The organism is Pseudomonas sp. RL_5y_Pfl2_73, from assembly GCF_963970515.1.
In the GTDB taxonomy this organism is placed as follows: domain Bacteria; phylum Pseudomonadota; class Gammaproteobacteria; order Pseudomonadales; family Pseudomonadaceae; genus Aquipseudomonas.
The window spans coordinates 36759-54301 of sequence record NZ_CAXAPD010000004.1; the positions used below are offsets into that span (position 1 = coordinate 36759).

Below are 17543 nucleotides of genomic sequence, written 5' to 3' on the forward strand. Positions count from 1 at the left end.
GTATGCGCTGAAAGGCGCACGTACGGTTTTTAGGGGGGAGCGGACCAGAAATGATCTGTTCCTACCCAACTTTCAGACCATCGAGAGGCGTGCGGCCCACACCGCGGGCAGATGGCACGCAGGAAGCCCGGACTAATAAGATGGCATTGAAATCCCCCGCGTTTCGTAAAAAATTTCCGTTGCTGGTCACCGGCAGTCTGCTGGCCCTGCAACCCCTGGCCTCTTCATTCGTCGTCGCGGCGCAGCAGTATGACTGCTCCGTCTCCGCTTCGGGTGCCTGGGACTGTGCACCCAAGACACCGGCCGCCGCGTTGCCGCCGCGCCCCGTGCATGACGGCAGTGCGGTTTCCGACAGCGGCGCGGCGCCAGCCGACAGCAGCTCGGGCGAGGAAGCCGGCGAAAAGCCGATGCTCGTTACCGAAGCCAAGGGCCGTGGCCTGAAGTCGCGCAGTGCAGACTACAGTCACCTGGATTGGGTTCCACGAGAGAACCTCACCCCGGCGCAATTGGCTGAAACCGGCCCTTACTGCGCCGGTGCCTATATCGAGCCGACGCGTCCTGGCATGAATGACAAGACCGCCAAGAGCGACGCCCCCACCTTCCTCGGCGCCAAGGCTTCGCGCTATCAGCAGGAAGAACAGGTGGCGACCCTGGCCGGCGACGTGGTCATGCGCCAGGGCAGCATGCAGGTCGAGGCCGACGAGGCCAGCCTGTACCAGGCCGAGAACCGTGGCGAGCTGAGCGGCAACGTGCGGGTTCGCGACAACGGCGCACTGATCGTTGGCGATCATGCCGATGTACAGCTGGACACCGGCGAAGCCAAGGTCGACAACGCCGAATACGTCATGCACAAGTCGCGCATCCGTGGTAACGCGCTGTACGCCAAGCGCGCCGAGAACGCGATCATCCGTCTCAAGGACGGTACGTACACCACGTGCGAACCGAACAGCAACGCCTGGACGCTCAAGGGCAACAACATCACCCTGAACCCGGCCACCGGCTTCGGTACCGCGACCAACGTGACGCTGCGGGTCAAGGACATTCCAGTCCTGTACACACCGTACATCTATTTCCCGATCGACGACCGTCGCCAGTCCGGCTTCCTGCCGCCGACCATCGGCAGCGGCACCGACACCGGTTTCCTGCTGGTCACCCCGTACTACTTCAACCTGGCGCCGAACTACGATGCCACGTTGTACCCGCGCTACATGAGCAAGCGCGGCATGCTGATGGAAGGCGAGTTCCGCTACCTGACCAAGTCCAGCGAAGGGCAGTTCGGCGCGGCGTACCTCAACGACGACGAAGACGAACGCGCCAAGCAGTCCGATTACAGCAAGACCCGCTACATGTATAACTGGCAGCACAAGGGCGGCCTCGACTCGCGCGTGCTGACGGAAGTCGACTACACAAAGATCAGCGACCCGTACTACTTCCAGGATTTGCAGACCGACCAGATCGGTGTCGAGTCCAAAGACTATGTGAACCAGCAAGGAGCCGTCAGCTATCGGGGGGACAACTACGTTGCCCGCTTGAATGCCCAGGCTTACCAGATGGCGACGATCTCGAAAATCACGCCTTATAACCGTTTGCCGCAGATCACCTTCGACGGTGAGCTGCCTCAGCATCCGTACGGCCTGGACTTCGCTTACAAGACGGAGTTGGTGCGGTTTGATCGGGATTTGCGCAAGGGCCTGTACAGCAACGAAGAGGGCGATACATCACCGTGGCTGGATAACAACATCCGCGGGCTTGCTCGAGCGAACGGCAATCGCTTGAATTTGGCGCCGGTCATGAGCCTGCCGATGGAAGCGAGCTACGGCTATATCAAGCCATCTCTGAAATACCAGTACACCCAATATGACCTGGACCTGGATAGCAGAGGCAAATCGCAGGTTGCTTCGCAGAGCGCCGAAACTGATCGCCTGCGTGGCACCTACAGCAGCAGTCAGAGCCGCGGCGTTCCAATCGCCAGCATCGACAGCGGCTTGTATTTTGACCGTGACACCCAGTGGTTCGGCACCAACTATCGCCAGACCCTGGAGCCACGCCTGTTCTACCTCTATGTACCGGAGAAGGATCAGAGCGATATTCCGGTCTTCGATACCAGCGAGTCGACCTTCAGCTACTCCTCGCTGTTCCGCGACAACCGCTTCACCGGCTCCGACCGTGTCGGCGACGAAAACAAGCTGTCCCTGGGCGTAACCAGCCGCTGGATCGAAGAAAACGGCTTCGAACGCCAACGTGTCGCTGTCGGCCAGGCATTTTATTTCAAGGATCGCGAAGTCCAGTTGCCAGGTATCGACTTCAAGACACGTGAAGACGCCAAGTCGGATGTCTCCCCGTACGCCCTGGAATACGAATACCGCTGGAACCGCGACTGGCGCACCACCGCCACCTACAACTGGGATCCGGACACCCGCAGCCCTCGTTCGGGCAGCGCGATGTTCCACTACCAGCCGGAAGACAACCCGAACAAGGTCATCAACGCCGGTTATCGCTATCGCAACGATCAGGTCCGTTACGACGAGACCACTGGTCAATGGCAAGTGGGGGGTGGCGACTACGGCAGGCCGGGTGATCCGAACTACGTGAAGGACTACTACAAGATCAAGCAGCACGACTTCTCGGTCATCTGGCCGATCGTGCCGCAGTGGAACCTCATCAGCCGCTGGCAGTATGACTACAACCGCAACCGTACCCTGGAAGCCTTCGGTGGTTTCGAATACGACAACTGCTGCTGGAAACTGCGCCTGATCAACCGTTACTGGGTCGACTATGAAGAGTTCAGTCAGGCTGCCCCGGAAAACGAAAAAGGCGACCGCGGCATCTTCCTCCAAATTGTCCTGAAGGGACTCGGCGGCCTCACCGGCGCCAAGGTAGAGAGCTTCCTCGACAAAGGCATCCAAGGTTATCGTGAACGTGAAGATCAAGCTTTCTGATTGTCTGCGCCCGCTGATGCTGGGCGCGCTGTTCCTGGGTACCGCGGCCAACGCCGCGGTACAGTCCATCGATAAAGTGGTGGCCATCGTCGACAACGACGTGGTCATGCAGAGCCAGTTGGACCAGCGCGTCCATGAAGTGCAGCAAACCATTGCCAAGCGCGGCGGTGGCCTGCCGCCGCCAGGCGTACTGGACCAGCAAGTGCTCGAACGCCTGATCGTCGAAAACCTGCAACTGCAGATCGGCGAACGCTCCGGCATTCGCATCACCGATGAAGAGCTGAACCAGGCCGTCGGCACCATTGCCCAGCGCAATAACATGACCATCGACCAGTTCCGCGCCGCCCTGGCTCGCGACGGCCTCTCTTACGAGGACGCTCGCGATCAGATTCGCCGCGAGATGGTTATCAGCCGTGTGCGCCAGCGCCGCGTAGCCGAACGCATTCAAGTGTCCGAGCAGGAAGTGAAGAACTTCCTCGCTTCCGACCTGGGCAAGATGCAGCTTTCCGAAGAACTGCACCTGGCGAACATCCTGATTCCTACCCCGGAGAGCGCCAACTCCGAAGCGATCCAGAGCGCTTACCGCCAGGCGATGGATGTCTACCAGCAGCTCAAGCAAGGTGCTGATTTCGGCCAGATGGCCATTGCCAAGTCGGGCAGCGACAACGCCCTGGAAGGCGGCGACATGGGCTGGCGCAAGCCCGCTCAACTGCCGCCTCCGTTCGACCGCGAGCTGAGCGCCATGGCCGTGGGCGATATCACCCAGCCAGCGCGTACACCCGGGGGCTTTATCATCCTGAAAGTGCTGGAAAAGCGCGGTGGTGGAACCCAGGTCCGTGACGAAGTGCATGTTCGCCACATCCTGATCAAGCCAAGCGAGATTCGCAGCGAAGCCGAAACCAAGCGCCTGGCCGAGAAACTCTACGACCGCATCGAAGCGGGCGAAGACTTCGCTGAACTGGCGAAGAGTTTTTCGGAAGACCCAGGCTCGGCCCTCAACGGCGGCGACCTGAACTGGGTTGACCCTAATGCACTGGTTCCGGAGTTCCGCCAGGTCATGGCTGAAACACCGCAAGGCCAACTGTCCAAACCGTTCAAGAGCCCTTATGGCTGGCACGTGCTGGAAGTCCTTGGCCGTCGCGCCACTGACAGCACCACCCAGGCTCGCGAACAGCAGGCAATGACTGTCTTGCGCAACCGCAAATACGACGAAGAGCTGCAAACCTGGCTGCGTCAGATTCGCGACGAAGCCTACGTTGAAATCAAACTTCCTGGTGCAGACCAGGCAGCGCAGTGAAACCCAAGCGTTTCGCGCTAACCCCCGGCGAACCAGCCGGCATCGGTCCCGACCTGTGCCTGCTGCTCGCCTCGCAAGCCCAGCCACACCCCCTGATTGCCATCACCAGTCGCGACCTGCTCCTTGAGCGGGCCGCGCAACTGGGGGTGGTCGTCAACCTGTTGCCGGTGACACCGCAAGCCTGGCCGGACGTCCCGGCGCCCGCCAACAGCCTGTATGTCTGGGACACGCCCCTGGGCGCTCCGGTCGTCACCGGGCAGTTGGACAAGGCCAACGCCGCGTTCGTCCTGCAGACCCTGACCCGCGCAGGTGAAGGCTGCCTGGACGGAGCGTTCGCCGGCATGATCACCGCTCCGGTGCACAAAGGCGTAATCAACGAATCCGGGATTGCCTTTTCCGGGCATACCGAATTCCTGGCTGAGCTGACCCACACCGCGCAAGTGGTCATGATGCTCGCCACCCGTGGCCTACGCGTGGCCCTGGTGACCACTCACCTGCCCTTGCGGGACATCGCCGACGCCATCACCGCGCAACGCCTGGAGCGGGTCACCCGCATCCTGCACGCCGACCTGCAGGAAAAGTTCGGCATCGCCCGGCCACGCATCCTTGTCTGCGGGCTCAATCCCCATGCAGGCGAAGGCGGACATCTGGGCCGTGAAGAAATCGACATCATCGAACCCACCTTGGAGCGCTTGCGCAGCGAGGGCATGGACCTGCGTGGCCCGCTGCCTGCCGACACTCTGTTCACCCCAAAATATCTGGAGCACTGCGACGCGGTGCTGGCGATGTACCACGACCAAGGCCTTCCCGTGCTGAAGTACAAAGGCTTTGGCGCGGCGGTCAACGTGACATTGGGCCTGCCGATCATCCGCACCTCCGTGGACCATGGCACCGCCCTGGACCTGGCCGGCAGCGGCAAAATCGATACCGGCAGCCTGCAAGTCGCGCTGGAAACCGCCTACCAGATGGCCGAGACCCATTTATGACCGAGCAATACCAACACCGCGCGCGCAAGCGTTTCGGCCAGAACTTCCTGCATGACGCCGGCGTGATTGATCGCATCCTGCGCTCCATCCGGGCCAAGCCCGACGACCGCCTGCTGGAAATCGGCCCGGGCCAGGGTGCCCTCACCGAGGGGCTGCTCGACAGCGGCGCGCAACTGGACGTGGTGGAACTGGACAAGGACCTGGTTCCGATCCTCAACCAGCAGTTCGCCGGCAGGAGCAATTTCAGCCTGCACCAGGGCGATGCGCTGAAGTTCGACTTCAAAAGCCTGAACGCCGCGCCGAACAGCCTGCGGGTGGTGGGTAACCTGCCGTACAACATCTCCACGCCGCTGATCTTCCACCTGCTGAGCAACGCCGGCCTGATTCGCGACATGCACTTCATGTTGCAAAAAGAAGTGGTCGAACGCCTCGCCGCCGGCCCTGGCGGTGGTGACTGGGGTCGCCTGTCGATCATGGTCCAGTACCATTGCCGCGTCGAACACCTGTTCAACGTAGGCCCGGGCGCGTTCAACCCGCCGCCGAAAGTCGACTCGGCCATCGTCCGCCTGGTGCCCCATGCCGTCCTGCCGCACCCAGCCAAGGATCATCGCCTGCTGGAGCGGGTGGTACGCGAAGCGTTCAACCAGCGCCGCAAGACCTTGCGCAACACCTTGAAACTGCTGCTCAGTAGCGCCGAAATCGAAGCCGCTGGCGTCGATGGCAGCCTGCGCCCCGAGCAGTTGGACCTGGCCGCTTTCGTGCGCCTGGCCGACAAGCTCAGTGAACAGGCCGCTGCACACGTCGACGCCGACTGAACGGACGATGACCGCTATCGGGCAGTAAGCCAGTCTGGCCTACTACCCGATACTTGGCCTAGACTGATCTCCTGAGTCGCGCCCGCGTCCCGCTTCGCTTTTAAGGCCTTTTTGCATGTCCGATCCTCGTTACCAGGTCGACGTCAGCGTCACCACCCGTTTTCTGGCAGAACAATCGCAACCCGAGCATGACCGCTTCGCCTTCGCCTACAGCATTACTGTACGCAATAGCGGCTCCCTGCCGGCCAGGCTCCTGTCGCGGCACTGGATCATCACCGACGGCGATGGCCATGTCGAAGAAGTGCGTGGCGAAGGTGTCGTCGGCCAGCAGCCGTTGATCGACGCTGGCAAAAGCCACAGCTACAGCAGCGGAACAGTAATGACGACCAAGGTCGGCACCATGCAGGGCACCTACCAGATGCTGGCCGAGGACGGCAAACGCTTCGACGCCGTCATCAAGCCCTTCCGCCTGGCCGTGCCCGGAGCCCTGCACTAATGGCCACGTATGCGGTCGGCGACCTGCAAGGCTGCCTCGACCCGCTCAAGTGCCTGCTGGAGCGCGTCGCCTTCGATCCTCAAAAAGACACGCTGTGGCTGGTGGGCGACCTGGTCAACCGTGGCCCGCAGTCCCTCGAGACGTTGCGCTTTCTCTACAGTATTCGTCAGTCGCTGGTGTGCGTGCTCGGCAACCACGACCTACACCTTTTGGCCGCCTGGCAGAACATCGAGCGCCTGAAAAAATCCGACACGTTGAGCGAAATCCTCGACGCCCCCGATTGCGTTGAATTGCTCGAGTGGTTGCGCCAGCAGAAGCTCATGCACTACGACGAACAGCGCAACCTTGCGCTGGTCCATGCTGGCCTCCCGCCCCAGTGGTCCTTGCGCAAGGCGCTCAAGTGCGCTGGAGAAGTCGAACAGGCATTGCGCGACGACAATCTATTCGCCCCTTACCTGGACGGCATGTACGGCAACGAGCCGGTCAAATGGGACAACGACCTTACCGGCAGCGCCCGTCTTCGCGTCATTACCAATTATTTCACGCGCATGCGCTTCTGCACCCGCGACGGCAAGCTCGACCTCAAGGGCAAGGAAGGCATCGAGACGGCGCCGCCCGGCTACGCCCCCTGGTTCAAGCACAGCGAGCGCAAGACCCGTAACTTGAAGATCATTTTCGGGCACTGGGCGGCACTGGGCGGCCAATCCGACGAGCCCGGCGTCTTCGCCCTCGATACCGGCTGCGTGTGGGGCAGCGCCATGACGCTGATGAACGTCGACACTGACGAGCAACTGCGTTGCGATTGCGACGAACAGGGCCACGCTAAAATCCATCACCCGACCATTGCACCATTGCCGGCCTGACCGGCGTTGCGCTTCAGCGCTACAGGAGCCCCTCATGACCGAATTCAAACGCATCCCCCCGGAACAGGCCCAGGCCCTGCGCGACCAAGGCGCGGTCATCGTCGACGTCCGCGACCCTGCCACTTTTGCGGCTTTGCATATCCGTGGTTCCAGGCACCTGGATAACCATTCCATCGCCGACTTCATCCGTGCCGCCGACCTCGATGCGCCTACGGTCGTGGTCTGCTATCACGGCAACTCCAGCCAGAGCGCAGCCGCTTATCTGGTCAGCCAAGGCTTCAGCGATGTCTACAGCATGGACGGTGGTTTTGAGTTGTGGCGTGCGACTTATCCTTTAGAAACAGCGCAAGATCATCACGAATAATTTTTTATGCCGGCCAAGCCCGCGTGAACCGCGGGCTTGATGATGGCAGACGAACGGTCAGCCATAACTAATTACGTATTCCACCTTTACCTCCCCGATTCCGAACTATCCTTAGCCTCAGGCCATCCAAAACAGGGGAGAGCCGGTACACCGGCGCGCGGGTCATCGGGAGTCAGCTTTCAAGAGCCTGCATTCTTGGAAGCATTCTGGGGGGTAAACGGCAACTGGGTTCCCAGCGGCTGTCCAGCATCGACTGATTGATCCGACACCGGCTCCACGTATCGAGCGAGGTGACGTCATGAGCATTTTTAGCCACTTCCAGCAACGTTTCGAGTCAACGCGGCAGGAGGAATACACGCTGCAGGAGTACCTCGAACTCTGCAAGCAGGACCGCAGTGCCTATGCATCGGCTGCGGAGCGTCTGTTGCTGGCAATCGGAGAACCGGAGCTGCTGGATACCTCGGCCAACTCGAGGCTCTCGCGAATCTTCTCCAACAAGGTGATTCGCCGCTATCCGGCCTTTGCAGACTTCCACGGGATGGAGGAATGCATCGAACAGATCGTGTCCTATTTCCGCCATGCCGCCCAAGGCTTGGAAGAGAAGAAACAAATCCTTTATCTACTCGGCCCCGTGGGTGGTGGTAAATCGTCCCTGGCCGAGAAGCTCAAGCAACTGATCGAAAAAGTGCCCTTCTACGCCATCAAGGGCTCGCCAGTGTTCGAATCGCCCCTGGGGCTGTTCAACGCCACCGAAGACGGCGCGATCCTCGAGGAAGACTTCGGCATTCCGCGCCGCTACCTCAGTACCATCATGTCGCCATGGGCGACCAAGCGCCTGGCCGAGTTTGGCGGTGACATCAGCCAGTTCAAAGTGGTCAAGCTCTACCCATCGATCCTCAACCAGATCGCGGTGGCCAAGACCGAACCCGGTGACGAAAACAACCAGGATATTTCCGCCCTGGTGGGTAAGGTCGATATCCGCAAACTGGAAGAATTCCCACAGAACGACGCCGACGCCTACAGCTATTCGGGTGCGCTGTGCCGGGCCAACCAGGGGCTGATGGAATTCGTCGAAATGTTCAAGGCGCCTATCAAGGTGCTCCACCCGCTGCTGACCGCCACCCAGGAAGGCAACTACAACAGCACCGAGGGCCTGGGGGCCATTCCATTCACCGGTATCCTGCTGGCCCACTCCAACGAGTCGGAATGGCATACCTTCCGCAACAACAAGAACAACGAGGCCTTCATCGACCGGATCTACATCGTCAAGGTGCCGTACTGCCTGCGAGTGAGCGATGAGGTGAAGATCTACGACAAACTGTTGTTCAACAGTTCGCTTTCCAAGGCTCATTGCGCGCCCGACACCCTGAAGATGCTTGCCCAGTTCACAGTGCTGTCGCGCCTCAAGGAGCCGGAAAACTCCAACATCTATTCGAAGATGCGCGTGTACGACGGTGAAAACCTCAAGGACACCGATCCGAAGGCCAAGTCGATCCAGGAATACCGCGACAACGCGGGGGTCGATGAAGGGATGAATGGGCTGTCCACACGTTTCGCGTTCAAGATCCTGTCCAAGGTCTTCAACTTCGACCCTCACGAGATCGCGGCCAACCCGGTTCACCTGTTGTACGTGCTGGAACAGCAGATCGAGCAGGAGCAATTCCAGGCCGAGACCCGCGAGCGCTACCTGCGCTTCCTCAAGGAATACCTGGCCCCGCGCTACATCGAGTTCATCGGCAAGGAAATCCAGACGGCGTACCTGGAGTCCTACAGCGAGTACGGCCAGAACATCTTCGACCGCTACGTGCTGTACGCAGACTTCTGGATCCAGGACCAGGAGTACCGCGACCCGGAAACCGGCGAAATACTCAATCGCGTGGCCCTCAACGAGGAACTGGAAAAAATCGAGAAACCGGCGGGCATCAGCAATCCGAAGGACTTCCGCAACGAGATCGTCAACTTCGTACTGCGCGCCCGGGCCAACAACAATGGCAAGAACCCAACCTGGCTCAGCTATGAAAAGCTGCGGGTGGTCATCGAGAAGAAAATGTTCTCCAACACCGAAGACCTGCTGCCAGTCATCAGTTTCAACGCCAAGGCCAGCAAGGAGGACCAGCAAAAACACAACGATTTCGTCACACGCATGGTCGAACGTGGCTACACCGACAAACAGGTACGACTGCTCTCCGAGTGGTATCTGCGGGTCCGGAAATCGCAGTAAGCAGCGGCAAGCTTCTAGCTACAGCCTGTAAGGGAACGGCGTTGAGCCCATGGCTCGACGCCACGCCCCTTGCAGCTTGAGGCTTACGACTTGAAGCTCCCCCGGAGGGGCCTATGAGCTATGTGATCGACCGACGCCTTAATGGCAAGAACAAGAGCACGGTGAACCGTCAGCGGTTTCTGCGGCGTTACCGTGACCACATCAAGAAGGCCGTCGAAGAGGCGGTCAGCCGGCGCTCCATTACCGACATGGAACACGGCGAACAGATCAGTATCCCCGGCCGCGACATCGACGAGCCGGTGCTTCACCATGGTCGCGGCGGCAAACAGACCGTCGTACACCCCGGCAACAAGGAATTCACCAGCGGCGAGCACATCCCCCGCCCTCAGGGTGGAGGCGCGGGCAAGGGGCCCGGCAAAGCCAGCAACTCCGGTGAGGGCATGGATGAGTTCGTGTTCCAGATCACCCAGGAAGAATTCCTGGAGTTCATGTTCGAGGACCTGGAGCTGCCGAACCTGGTCAAGCGCAACCTGACCGGTACCGACACCTTCAAGACCGTGCGTGCCGGCATCAGCAACGAAGGCAATCCGTCACGCATCAACATCATCCGTACCCTTCGCTCAGCCCATGCCCGGCGCATCGCGCTGTCGGGCAGCAGTCGGGCAAAACTGCGTGAAGCCAAGGAAGAGCTGGCCCGCCTAAAACGCGAAGAACCCGACAACTTCGGCGACATTCAGGACCTTGAAGCGGAAATCGAGAAACTCAGCGCCCGCATCCACCGCGTACCGTTCCTCGACACGTTCGACCTCAAGTACAACCTGCTGGTGAAACAGCCAAACCCTAGCTCCAAGGCGGTGATGTTCTGCCTGATGGACGTGTCCGGCTCCATGACCCAGGCCACCAAGGATATCGCCAAGCGCTTCTTCATCCTGTTGTACCTGTTCCTGAAACGGAACTACGACAAGATCGATGTAGTATTCATCCGCCATCACACCAGCGCCAAGGAAGTGGACGAAGAGGAATTTTTCTACTCCAGGGAAACCGGCGGCACCATCGTCTCCAGCGCCCTGAAGCTGATGCAGGAGATCATGGCCGAACGTTACCCCGCCAACGAATGGAACATCTATGCGGCCCAGGCGTCGGACGGTGACAACTGGAACGACGATTCACCGATCTGCCGTGACATCCTGATCAACCAGATCATGCCGTTCGTCCAGTACTACACCTACGTGGAAATTACTCCACGCGAACATCAGGCCTTATGGTACGAATACGAACGGATTGCCGAAGCTTTTTCCGACACATTTGCCCAACAGCAATTGGTCTCGGCCGGGGATATCTACCCGGTCTTCCGTGAACTCTTCCAGCGCAGGTTAGTGACATGACCGCCAAAAAAGAGCAGAAACGCCAGCCCATTTCCACCGGCTCCGAATGGACGTTCGAGCTGATCAAGGCCTACGACCGCGAAATCAGCCGTATCGCGGACCGGTATGCCCTCGACACCTACCCGAACCAAATCGAGGTGATCACCGCCGAGCAGATGATGGACGCCTACGCGTCCGTCGGCATGCCGCTGGGCTATCACCACTGGTCCTACGGCAAGCACTTCCTCAGCACCGAGAAATCCTACAGTCGCGGCCAGATGGGGCTGGCCTATGAGATCGTGATCAACTCCGATCCGTGCATCGCCTACCTGATGGAAGAAAACACCATCTGCATGCAGGCCCTGGTGGTGGCGCATGCCTGCTACGGACACAACAGTTTCTTCAAGGGCAACTACCTGTTCCGCACCTGGACCGATGCCAGCTCAATCATCGATTATCTGGTGTTCGCCAAGCAGTACATCATGCAATGCGAGGAACGCCATGGCATCGACGCGGTAGAGGACCTGCTGGACTCCTGCCACGCCCTGATGAACTACGGCGTGGACCGCTACAAACGGCCGTATCCGATTTCCGCCGAAGAAGAACGCCGGCGCCAAAAGGACCGTGAAGAGCACCTGCAAAAACAGATCAACGATCTGTGGCGCACCATTCCCAAGGGTGCAGACAAGTACAACGAAAAAGACAATGCCCGCTTCCCTGCCGAACCCCAGGAGAACATTCTCTATTTCATTGAAAAACATGCGCCGTTACTGGAGCCGTGGCAGCGGGAAATCGTGCGCATCGTGCGCAAGATCGCCCAGTATTTCTATCCACAACGCCAAACCCAGGTCATGAACGAGGGCTGGGCCACGTTCTGGCACTACACGCTGATGAACGACCTGTACGACGAAGGCCTGGTCACCGATGGCTTCATGATGGAGTTCCTGACGTCCCACACCAGCGTGGTATTCCAGCCCGGCTTCGACAGCCCGTACTACAGCGGCATCAACCCTTACGCACTGGGTTTCGCCATGTACCGCGACATCCGACGCATGTGTGAAAATCCCACCGAGGAAGATCGTCGCTGGTTCCCGGAAATTGCCGGCTCGGACTGGCTATCCACCATTAAATTCGCCATGAGCAGCTTCAAGGACGAAAGCTTCATCTTGCAGTACCTCTCCCCCAAGGTGATCCGCGACCTGAAACTGTTCAGCATCCTCGATGATGATCAGAAAGATGACCTGCTGGTACCGGCCATTCACGATGAGGGCGGTTACCGCATCATTCGCGAAACCCTGGCGGCGCAGTACAACCTGGGCAATCGCGAACCCAATGTGCAGATCTACAGCATCGACCGCCGCGGGGATCGCTCTCTGACCCTGCGTCACCAGGCGCACAACCGCAAACCACTCGGTGACTCCACAGATGAGGTACTCAAACACCTGCATCGCCTCTGGGGTTTCGACATCCACCTGGAAACCCTGCAGGGCGACCAAGTGATGAAAACCCATCATGTGCCCCCCAGGAGCGAACAAGCGGAAGGCGACTACGGTCGCCTGGATCTGGCCGTCATTCATCTCTGATCCCGTTTTCGCCTCCGGACGTCCGACGCAAAGGTTATCCTGTCGGACCAATGGAGGTTTTTTATGCAGATCTATAAAGTTGGCGGTGCCGTTCGCGATCGCCTGCTCGGCATTCCCGTCACCGACATTGATCGGGTTGTGGTGGGGGCCACCACCGAGGAAATGCTCGCCAAGGGCTTTCGCCCCGTGGGGGCCGACTTTCCGGTATTCCTCGAGCCGAAGACTGGCGAAGAATACGCCCTCGCCCGCACTGAGCGCAAAAGCGGCCGCGGCTATGGCGGCTTCGTGTTCCATGCCAGCCCTGAAGTGACCCTTGAAGAAGACCTGGTTCGTCGGGACTTGACGATCAACGCCATGGCCGAAGACGACCATGGCAACCTGACCGATCCGTACCATGGCCAGCGTGATCTGGAAGCCCGCGTGTTACGCCACGTTTCCCCCGCTTTCGCCGAAGATCCCCTTCGAGTCCTGCGGGTTGCCCGCTTCGCCGCGCGTTATGCGCCGCTGGGTTTCAAGGTGGCGGACGAAACCCTTGACCTGATGCGCCAACTCAGCGACTCCGGCGAACTGGAAGCGCTGACGGCCGAGCGCAGCTGGAAAGAAATTTCTCGCGCCCTCATGGAGAAGCAGCCACAGGTATTTGTCCAAGTCTTGCGCGACTGCACGGCCCTGAAAGTCCTGATGCCCGAGGTCGATGCGCTGTTTGGCGTGCCTCAACCTCAAGCCCATCACCCGGAAATCGATACCGGCGTCCATACCCTGAGCGTGCTGGAGCAGGCCGCCCTGCATGAGCAACCGCTGACGGTCCGCTGGGCCTGCCTGCTCCACGATCTGGGCAAAGGCCTGACCCCCCAGCACGAATGGCCGCGACACATCGCCCATGAGCACACGGGACTGAAGCTGATCAAAGCGGTCAACGAGCGCTTCAAGGCGCCACGCGACTGTCAGGAACTGGCGCTATTGGTTGGCCAGTACCACACCCATGGCCATCGCGCGCTTGAACTGAAGGCGTCTACTTTGCTTGAGCTGCTGCAGAGTTTCGATGTGTACCGTCGACCTCAGCGCTTCGAGGAGTTCATCGCAGCCTGTGAGATGGATGCGCGAGGGCGCAAAGGGCTTGAAGAACGGAGTTATCCACAGGCTGATTATCTGCGAGGCGCAGCGGCAGCAGCCCGCACGGTGGCGGTGCAGCCTTTGCTGGAGAAGGGCTTCAAGGGACCGGAACTGGGTGAGGCGATCAAGCGTGAGCGTCTCAGGGCGTTGAAGGCCTACAAGGAAGCGGCGAGCTGACGGGCGTTTTGGCTCAGCATTTCAGCTGGATGTAACGCCGCTATCGCGAGCCAGCTCGCTCCCACATCAGAATTTCAGCGAACACATATCTGGTGTTCAACCGAGATCCACTGTGAGAGCGAGCTGGCTCACGATCGCGGCAGCCGCCTCACAACAGATTCGACGGCGTAAGCGGCTGGCCGCGCCATTCGAAAGCCACCGGCGCCAGCACCTGGTCAATCTGCGATTCTTTCCACAACGTGGCAAAACTTTTGCCCACCCCCGGATGAATTCGATCCGGTGCGATCAGCGACAAAGGCCACAGGACGAAGGCGTTCTTGAGGATTTCCGCGCGCGGTAGGATCAACCCATCGAAGTTGCCGACCAGTTCGCCGTACAACAACACGTCGATATCCAGCGGCAGTCCCTTACGGTCCGGCGCATAGCGACCGTTGTCCGCCTCGATGAACTTGAGCCGACGATCCAGCTCCATCAGCGGCAGATCCGTGAAGGCCGAGACGACAAAATTGAAGAATGGCCCACTCTTGATACCCACCGGCTGGCTCTCGAACACGGCCGAACAGCGCATGTCCACCAGGAAACCGGCCAAGGCTTCAAGACCAGCGCACAGATGGGTTTCGCGCTCGATATTGCTGCCGAGCCCGAGAAAAACCTGAGTCAGCGACATCCGCGCTCGATCTCCACACCAACGCCGCTGGCCGCCGGTACGGCGCCAGGCTTGGTTAATTTCAGACGCAGCCAGGTGATCTTGAACTCGTCCATGAGCGCCTGGGCCAGTCGCTCGGCAAAGGTCTCCACCAATTGGAACTGCGCCTGTTCGGCAAATGCCTGGATACGCGACGATACGCTGGCGTAGTCGAGCGCCAGCGTCAGGTCGTCACCCGCCGCGGCTGGGCGGTTGTCCCAGGCGAAGCTCAGGTCGAGCCGCAGGCACTGTCGGATGCCTCGCTCCCAGTCGTAGGCCCCGATTACCGTATCGACTTCCAGGCCCTCGATAAACACTCTGTCCAAGCACTCTTCTCCGCAGCACGACAAGGGCGCAATGCGCCGTTAGAATCAGGGCGTCCTCGCCCGGAATAGTTAGCATGTTTTGGTTACTGGCGATTCTCGCCTACCTGCTCGGCTCGCTGTCCTTCGCCATTTTGCTCAGCCGCCTGACCGGTCGCCCGGATCCGCGAATGAGTGGTTCAGGCAATGCCGGCGCCACCAACATGCTGCGCCTGGCCGGACGCAAACTCGCCATCCTGACCCTGCTGGGCGACCTCTGCAAAGGCCTTGTCCCGGTATTGATCGCCAGCCTCGCAGGGCTCTCGTTGCAGCAACAGGCCTGGATCGGCGTCTGCGCCGTCATCGGCCATCTATTCCCGCTGTACTTTCGCTTTCGTGGCGGCAAAGGTGTCGCCACCGCCGCCGGCATGCTGCTGGGCCTCTACCCGCCCGCCGCCCTGCTGGCTGTCTGTGCCTGGCTGCTGACGTTCTACCTGACCCGCACAAGCTCCCTGGCCGCGCTGATCGCCACACCGCTGACCCTGCCGCTGCTGGCCTGGCAGGAACCTGCGGCCTTGCTGCCAATGACCGCACTGGTTGCGCTGATCGTCTGGCGTCACCGAGGCAATCTACGCGACCTGTTCGCCGGGCGCGAACGGCATTTTTAAATGACGCCTCACAGGGGCGCCAACTGCTCCATCGGCCAGCGCGCCTGGACGCTGATCGCCAGGCTTTCGTGCTGGCCGGCCTGCAAACGCTGGCAACCGGCAAAGGCAATCATCGCGCCGTTATCTGTACAGAACTCCGGCCGTGCGTAGTAAACGTCGCCCTTCATGTCGCCGAGCATCTTCTCCAGCGATGTCCGCAAGGCCTTGTTCGCGCTCACGCCGCCAGCGATCACCAGACGCTTAAGCCCGGCCTGTTTGAGGGCACGCTTGCACTTGATGGTCAAAGTCTCCACCACAGCCTGCTGGAACGCCAGCGAGATGTCGCAACGGGTTTGCTCACTGTCGTCCCCGGCGCTGACGCACTGCTGCCAGGTGTTCAGGGCGAAGGTCTTCAACCCGCTGAAACTGAAATCCAGGCCGGGACGGTCGCACATCGGCCGCGGGAACACGAAACGCCCATCGACCCCTTGCATCGCAAGTCGGGAGATTTCCGGCCCACCGGGATAATTGAGGCCCATCATTTTTGCAGTTTTGTCGAACGCTTCGCCGGCAGCATCGTCGAGCGTCTCGCCGAGCAACGCGTATTGGCCGATGCCATCGACCCGAATGAGCTGCGTATGGCCGCCCGAGACCAACAAAGCGACGAACGGAAACTGCGGCGGTTGCGACTCCAGCATCGGCGCCAGCAGGTGGCCTTCCATGTGATGCACGCCCAGGGCTGGAATCCCCCAGGCAAAGGCCAGCGCCTGGGCACAAGAGGCGCCCACCAGCAACGCGCCCACCAGGCCCGGGCCGGCGGTATAGGCGATGCCGTCGATCTCGGTCGGCACGCAGCCAGCTTCGGCCAGAACCTGGCGGATCAAGGGCAGCATGCGCTTGACGTGATCGCGGGAGGCAAGCTCGGGCACCACCCCGCCATAGGCGCGGTGCAGGTCGATCTGGCTGAACAGCGCATCGGCCAGCAAGCCGCGTTCACTGTCGTAAAGTGCGACACCAGTTTCATCGCAGGAAGTTTCTAATCCCAGTACTAGCATGGGTTTGCGCCTTGTAGAGGCTGAATTCGAAGGCGCGCATAATAGTCGCCGCGTTGTGCCCCGACCAGCGGTTTTCGATCAGAGGCTTTGCATTCCGAGCGTTGAGGGGTTAACATCCGCAACCCTTAAAAACCGACGTCTTCAAGTGCTCTTTTGCCGCGAGGATGTTGACCCCGGTAATGAATGAAGGTAGCTCTGGATGCCAGCCGTCAAAGTAAAAGAGAACGAACCCTTCGACGTAGCTCTGCGTCGTTTCAAGCGCTCCTGCGAAAAAGCCGGTGTTCTGGCTGAAGTTCGTAGCCGCGAATTCTACGAGAAGCCGACTTCTGAGCGTAAACGTAAGGCAGCAGCCGCTGTTAAGCGTCACGCCAAGAAAGTTCAGCGCGAACAGCGCCGCGCCGTACGTCTGTACTAATACACAGACGTCCGTAGCAAGCTTCTGCCAAGCCCGGCCTTCAAGCCGGGCTAATGGCATTTGCGGAATAACGCTTGATGCTTCACTGTCAAAGCCGCAGACGCGACCAAGACAACCCGCTTCACCGCGTCAGACCTGGCTCTTTTGCCAGCGGTGCACGTCTTTCCTGACGAGCCTTCCAAGGCTACCGACGAGCACACCCTGATTCCTCTAACGACGAT

16 protein-coding genes are annotated in these 17543 nt (G+C 60.1%); 13 read left to right on the plus strand and 3 right to left on the minus strand.

What is annotated here, in order from left to right; genetic code table 11:
• The first annotated feature begins 140 nt into the window (after positions 1–140).
• From AACY42_RS04925 to AACY42_RS04975, 11 genes are all read left to right on the plus strand, one after another.
• Positions 141–2939, plus strand: coding sequence for an LPS-assembly protein LptD (locus AACY42_RS04925; RefSeq protein WP_339477158.1), 2799 nt, complete (start codon positions 141–143; stop codon positions 2937–2939).
• Entirely contained in the window at positions 2920–4236 is a 1317-nt protein-coding gene (surA, locus tag AACY42_RS04930) for a peptidylprolyl isomerase SurA (protein ID WP_339477160.1), read from the plus strand. Before AACY42_RS04925 ends, surA begins: the two co-directional genes overlap by 20 nt.
• Entirely contained in the window at positions 4233–5222 is a 990-nt protein-coding gene (pdxA, locus tag AACY42_RS04935) for a 4-hydroxythreonine-4-phosphate dehydrogenase PdxA (protein WP_339477162.1), read from the plus strand. The genes surA and pdxA overlap by 4 nt, the downstream gene beginning before the upstream one ends.
• Entirely contained in the window at positions 5219–6037 is an 819-nt protein-coding gene (gene rsmA, locus AACY42_RS04940) for a 16S rRNA (adenine(1518)-N(6)/adenine(1519)-N(6))-dimethyltransferase RsmA (protein WP_339477164.1), read from the plus strand. The genes pdxA and rsmA overlap by 4 nt, the downstream gene beginning before the upstream one ends.
• A 115-nt stretch (positions 6038–6152) precedes the next feature.
• A complete protein-coding gene (apaG, locus tag AACY42_RS04945) occupies positions 6153–6533 on the plus strand; it encodes a Co2+/Mg2+ efflux protein ApaG (protein ID WP_339477165.1) in 381 nt (126 codons plus the stop codon).
• Entirely contained in the window at positions 6533–7396 is an 864-nt protein-coding gene (locus tag AACY42_RS04950; RefSeq protein ID WP_339477168.1) for a symmetrical bis(5'-nucleosyl)-tetraphosphatase, read from the plus strand. Before apaG ends, AACY42_RS04950 begins: the two co-directional genes overlap by 1 nt.
• 34 nt (positions 7397–7430) lie before the next feature.
• Positions 7431–7760: a thiosulfate sulfurtransferase GlpE gene (gene glpE, locus AACY42_RS04955; protein WP_339477170.1), complete on the plus strand. Its 330-nt coding sequence runs from the start codon at positions 7431–7433 to the stop codon at positions 7758–7760.
• 298 nt (positions 7761–8058) lie between these two features.
• Complete coding sequence (locus AACY42_RS04960) at positions 8059–9981, plus strand: PrkA family serine protein kinase (RefSeq protein ID WP_339477173.1); 1923 nt, start codon at positions 8059–8061, stop codon at positions 9979–9981.
• A gap of 113 nt (positions 9982–10094) precedes the next feature.
• Positions 10095–11366: a YeaH/YhbH family protein gene (locus AACY42_RS04965; RefSeq protein ID WP_339477175.1), complete on the plus strand. Its 1272-nt coding sequence runs from the start codon at positions 10095–10097 to the stop codon at positions 11364–11366.
• Positions 11363–12928, plus strand: coding sequence for a SpoVR family protein (locus AACY42_RS04970; protein ID WP_339477177.1), 1566 nt, complete (start codon positions 11363–11365; stop codon positions 12926–12928). Before AACY42_RS04965 ends, AACY42_RS04970 begins: the two co-directional genes overlap by 4 nt.
• A 63-nt stretch (positions 12929–12991) precedes the next feature.
• Positions 12992–14218: a multifunctional CCA addition/repair protein gene (locus AACY42_RS04975; RefSeq protein ID WP_339477180.1), complete on the plus strand. Its 1227-nt coding sequence runs from the start codon at positions 12992–12994 to the stop codon at positions 14216–14218.
• A 148-nt stretch (positions 14219–14366) separates the two neighbouring features.
• Here the strand turns inward: AACY42_RS04975 and folK are convergent, their stop codons facing one another.
• Positions 14367–14885 (minus strand): 2-amino-4-hydroxy-6-hydroxymethyldihydropteridine diphosphokinase, encoded by a 519-nt coding sequence (folK, locus tag AACY42_RS04980; RefSeq protein ID WP_339477183.1) that lies wholly within the window; start codon positions 14883–14885, stop codon positions 14367–14369.
• A complete protein-coding gene (folB, locus tag AACY42_RS04985; RefSeq protein WP_058542852.1) occupies positions 14876–15229 on the minus strand; it encodes a dihydroneopterin aldolase in 354 nt (117 codons plus the stop codon). The genes folK and folB overlap by 10 nt, the downstream gene beginning before the upstream one ends.
• 74 nt (positions 15230–15303) lie before the next feature.
• Here folB and plsY point away from each other — a divergent pair, with 74 nt between their 5' ends.
• Positions 15304–15873: a glycerol-3-phosphate 1-O-acyltransferase PlsY gene (gene plsY / locus AACY42_RS04990; protein ID WP_003206189.1), complete on the plus strand. Its 570-nt coding sequence runs from the start codon at positions 15304–15306 to the stop codon at positions 15871–15873.
• A gap of 8 nt (positions 15874–15881) precedes the next feature.
• On the opposite strand, the gene tsaD is transcribed toward plsY, so the two are convergent.
• Positions 15882–16907: a tRNA (adenosine(37)-N6)-threonylcarbamoyltransferase complex transferase subunit TsaD gene (tsaD, locus tag AACY42_RS04995; protein ID WP_339477186.1), complete on the minus strand. Its 1026-nt coding sequence runs from the start codon at positions 16905–16907 to the stop codon at positions 15882–15884.
• A 199-nt stretch (positions 16908–17106) separates the two neighbouring features.
• Between tsaD and rpsU the strand changes: the two genes are divergently transcribed.
• Entirely contained in the window at positions 17107–17322 is a 216-nt protein-coding gene (gene rpsU / locus AACY42_RS05000; protein WP_002551877.1) for a 30S ribosomal protein S21, read from the plus strand.
• Positions 17323–17543 lie beyond the last annotated feature (221 nt).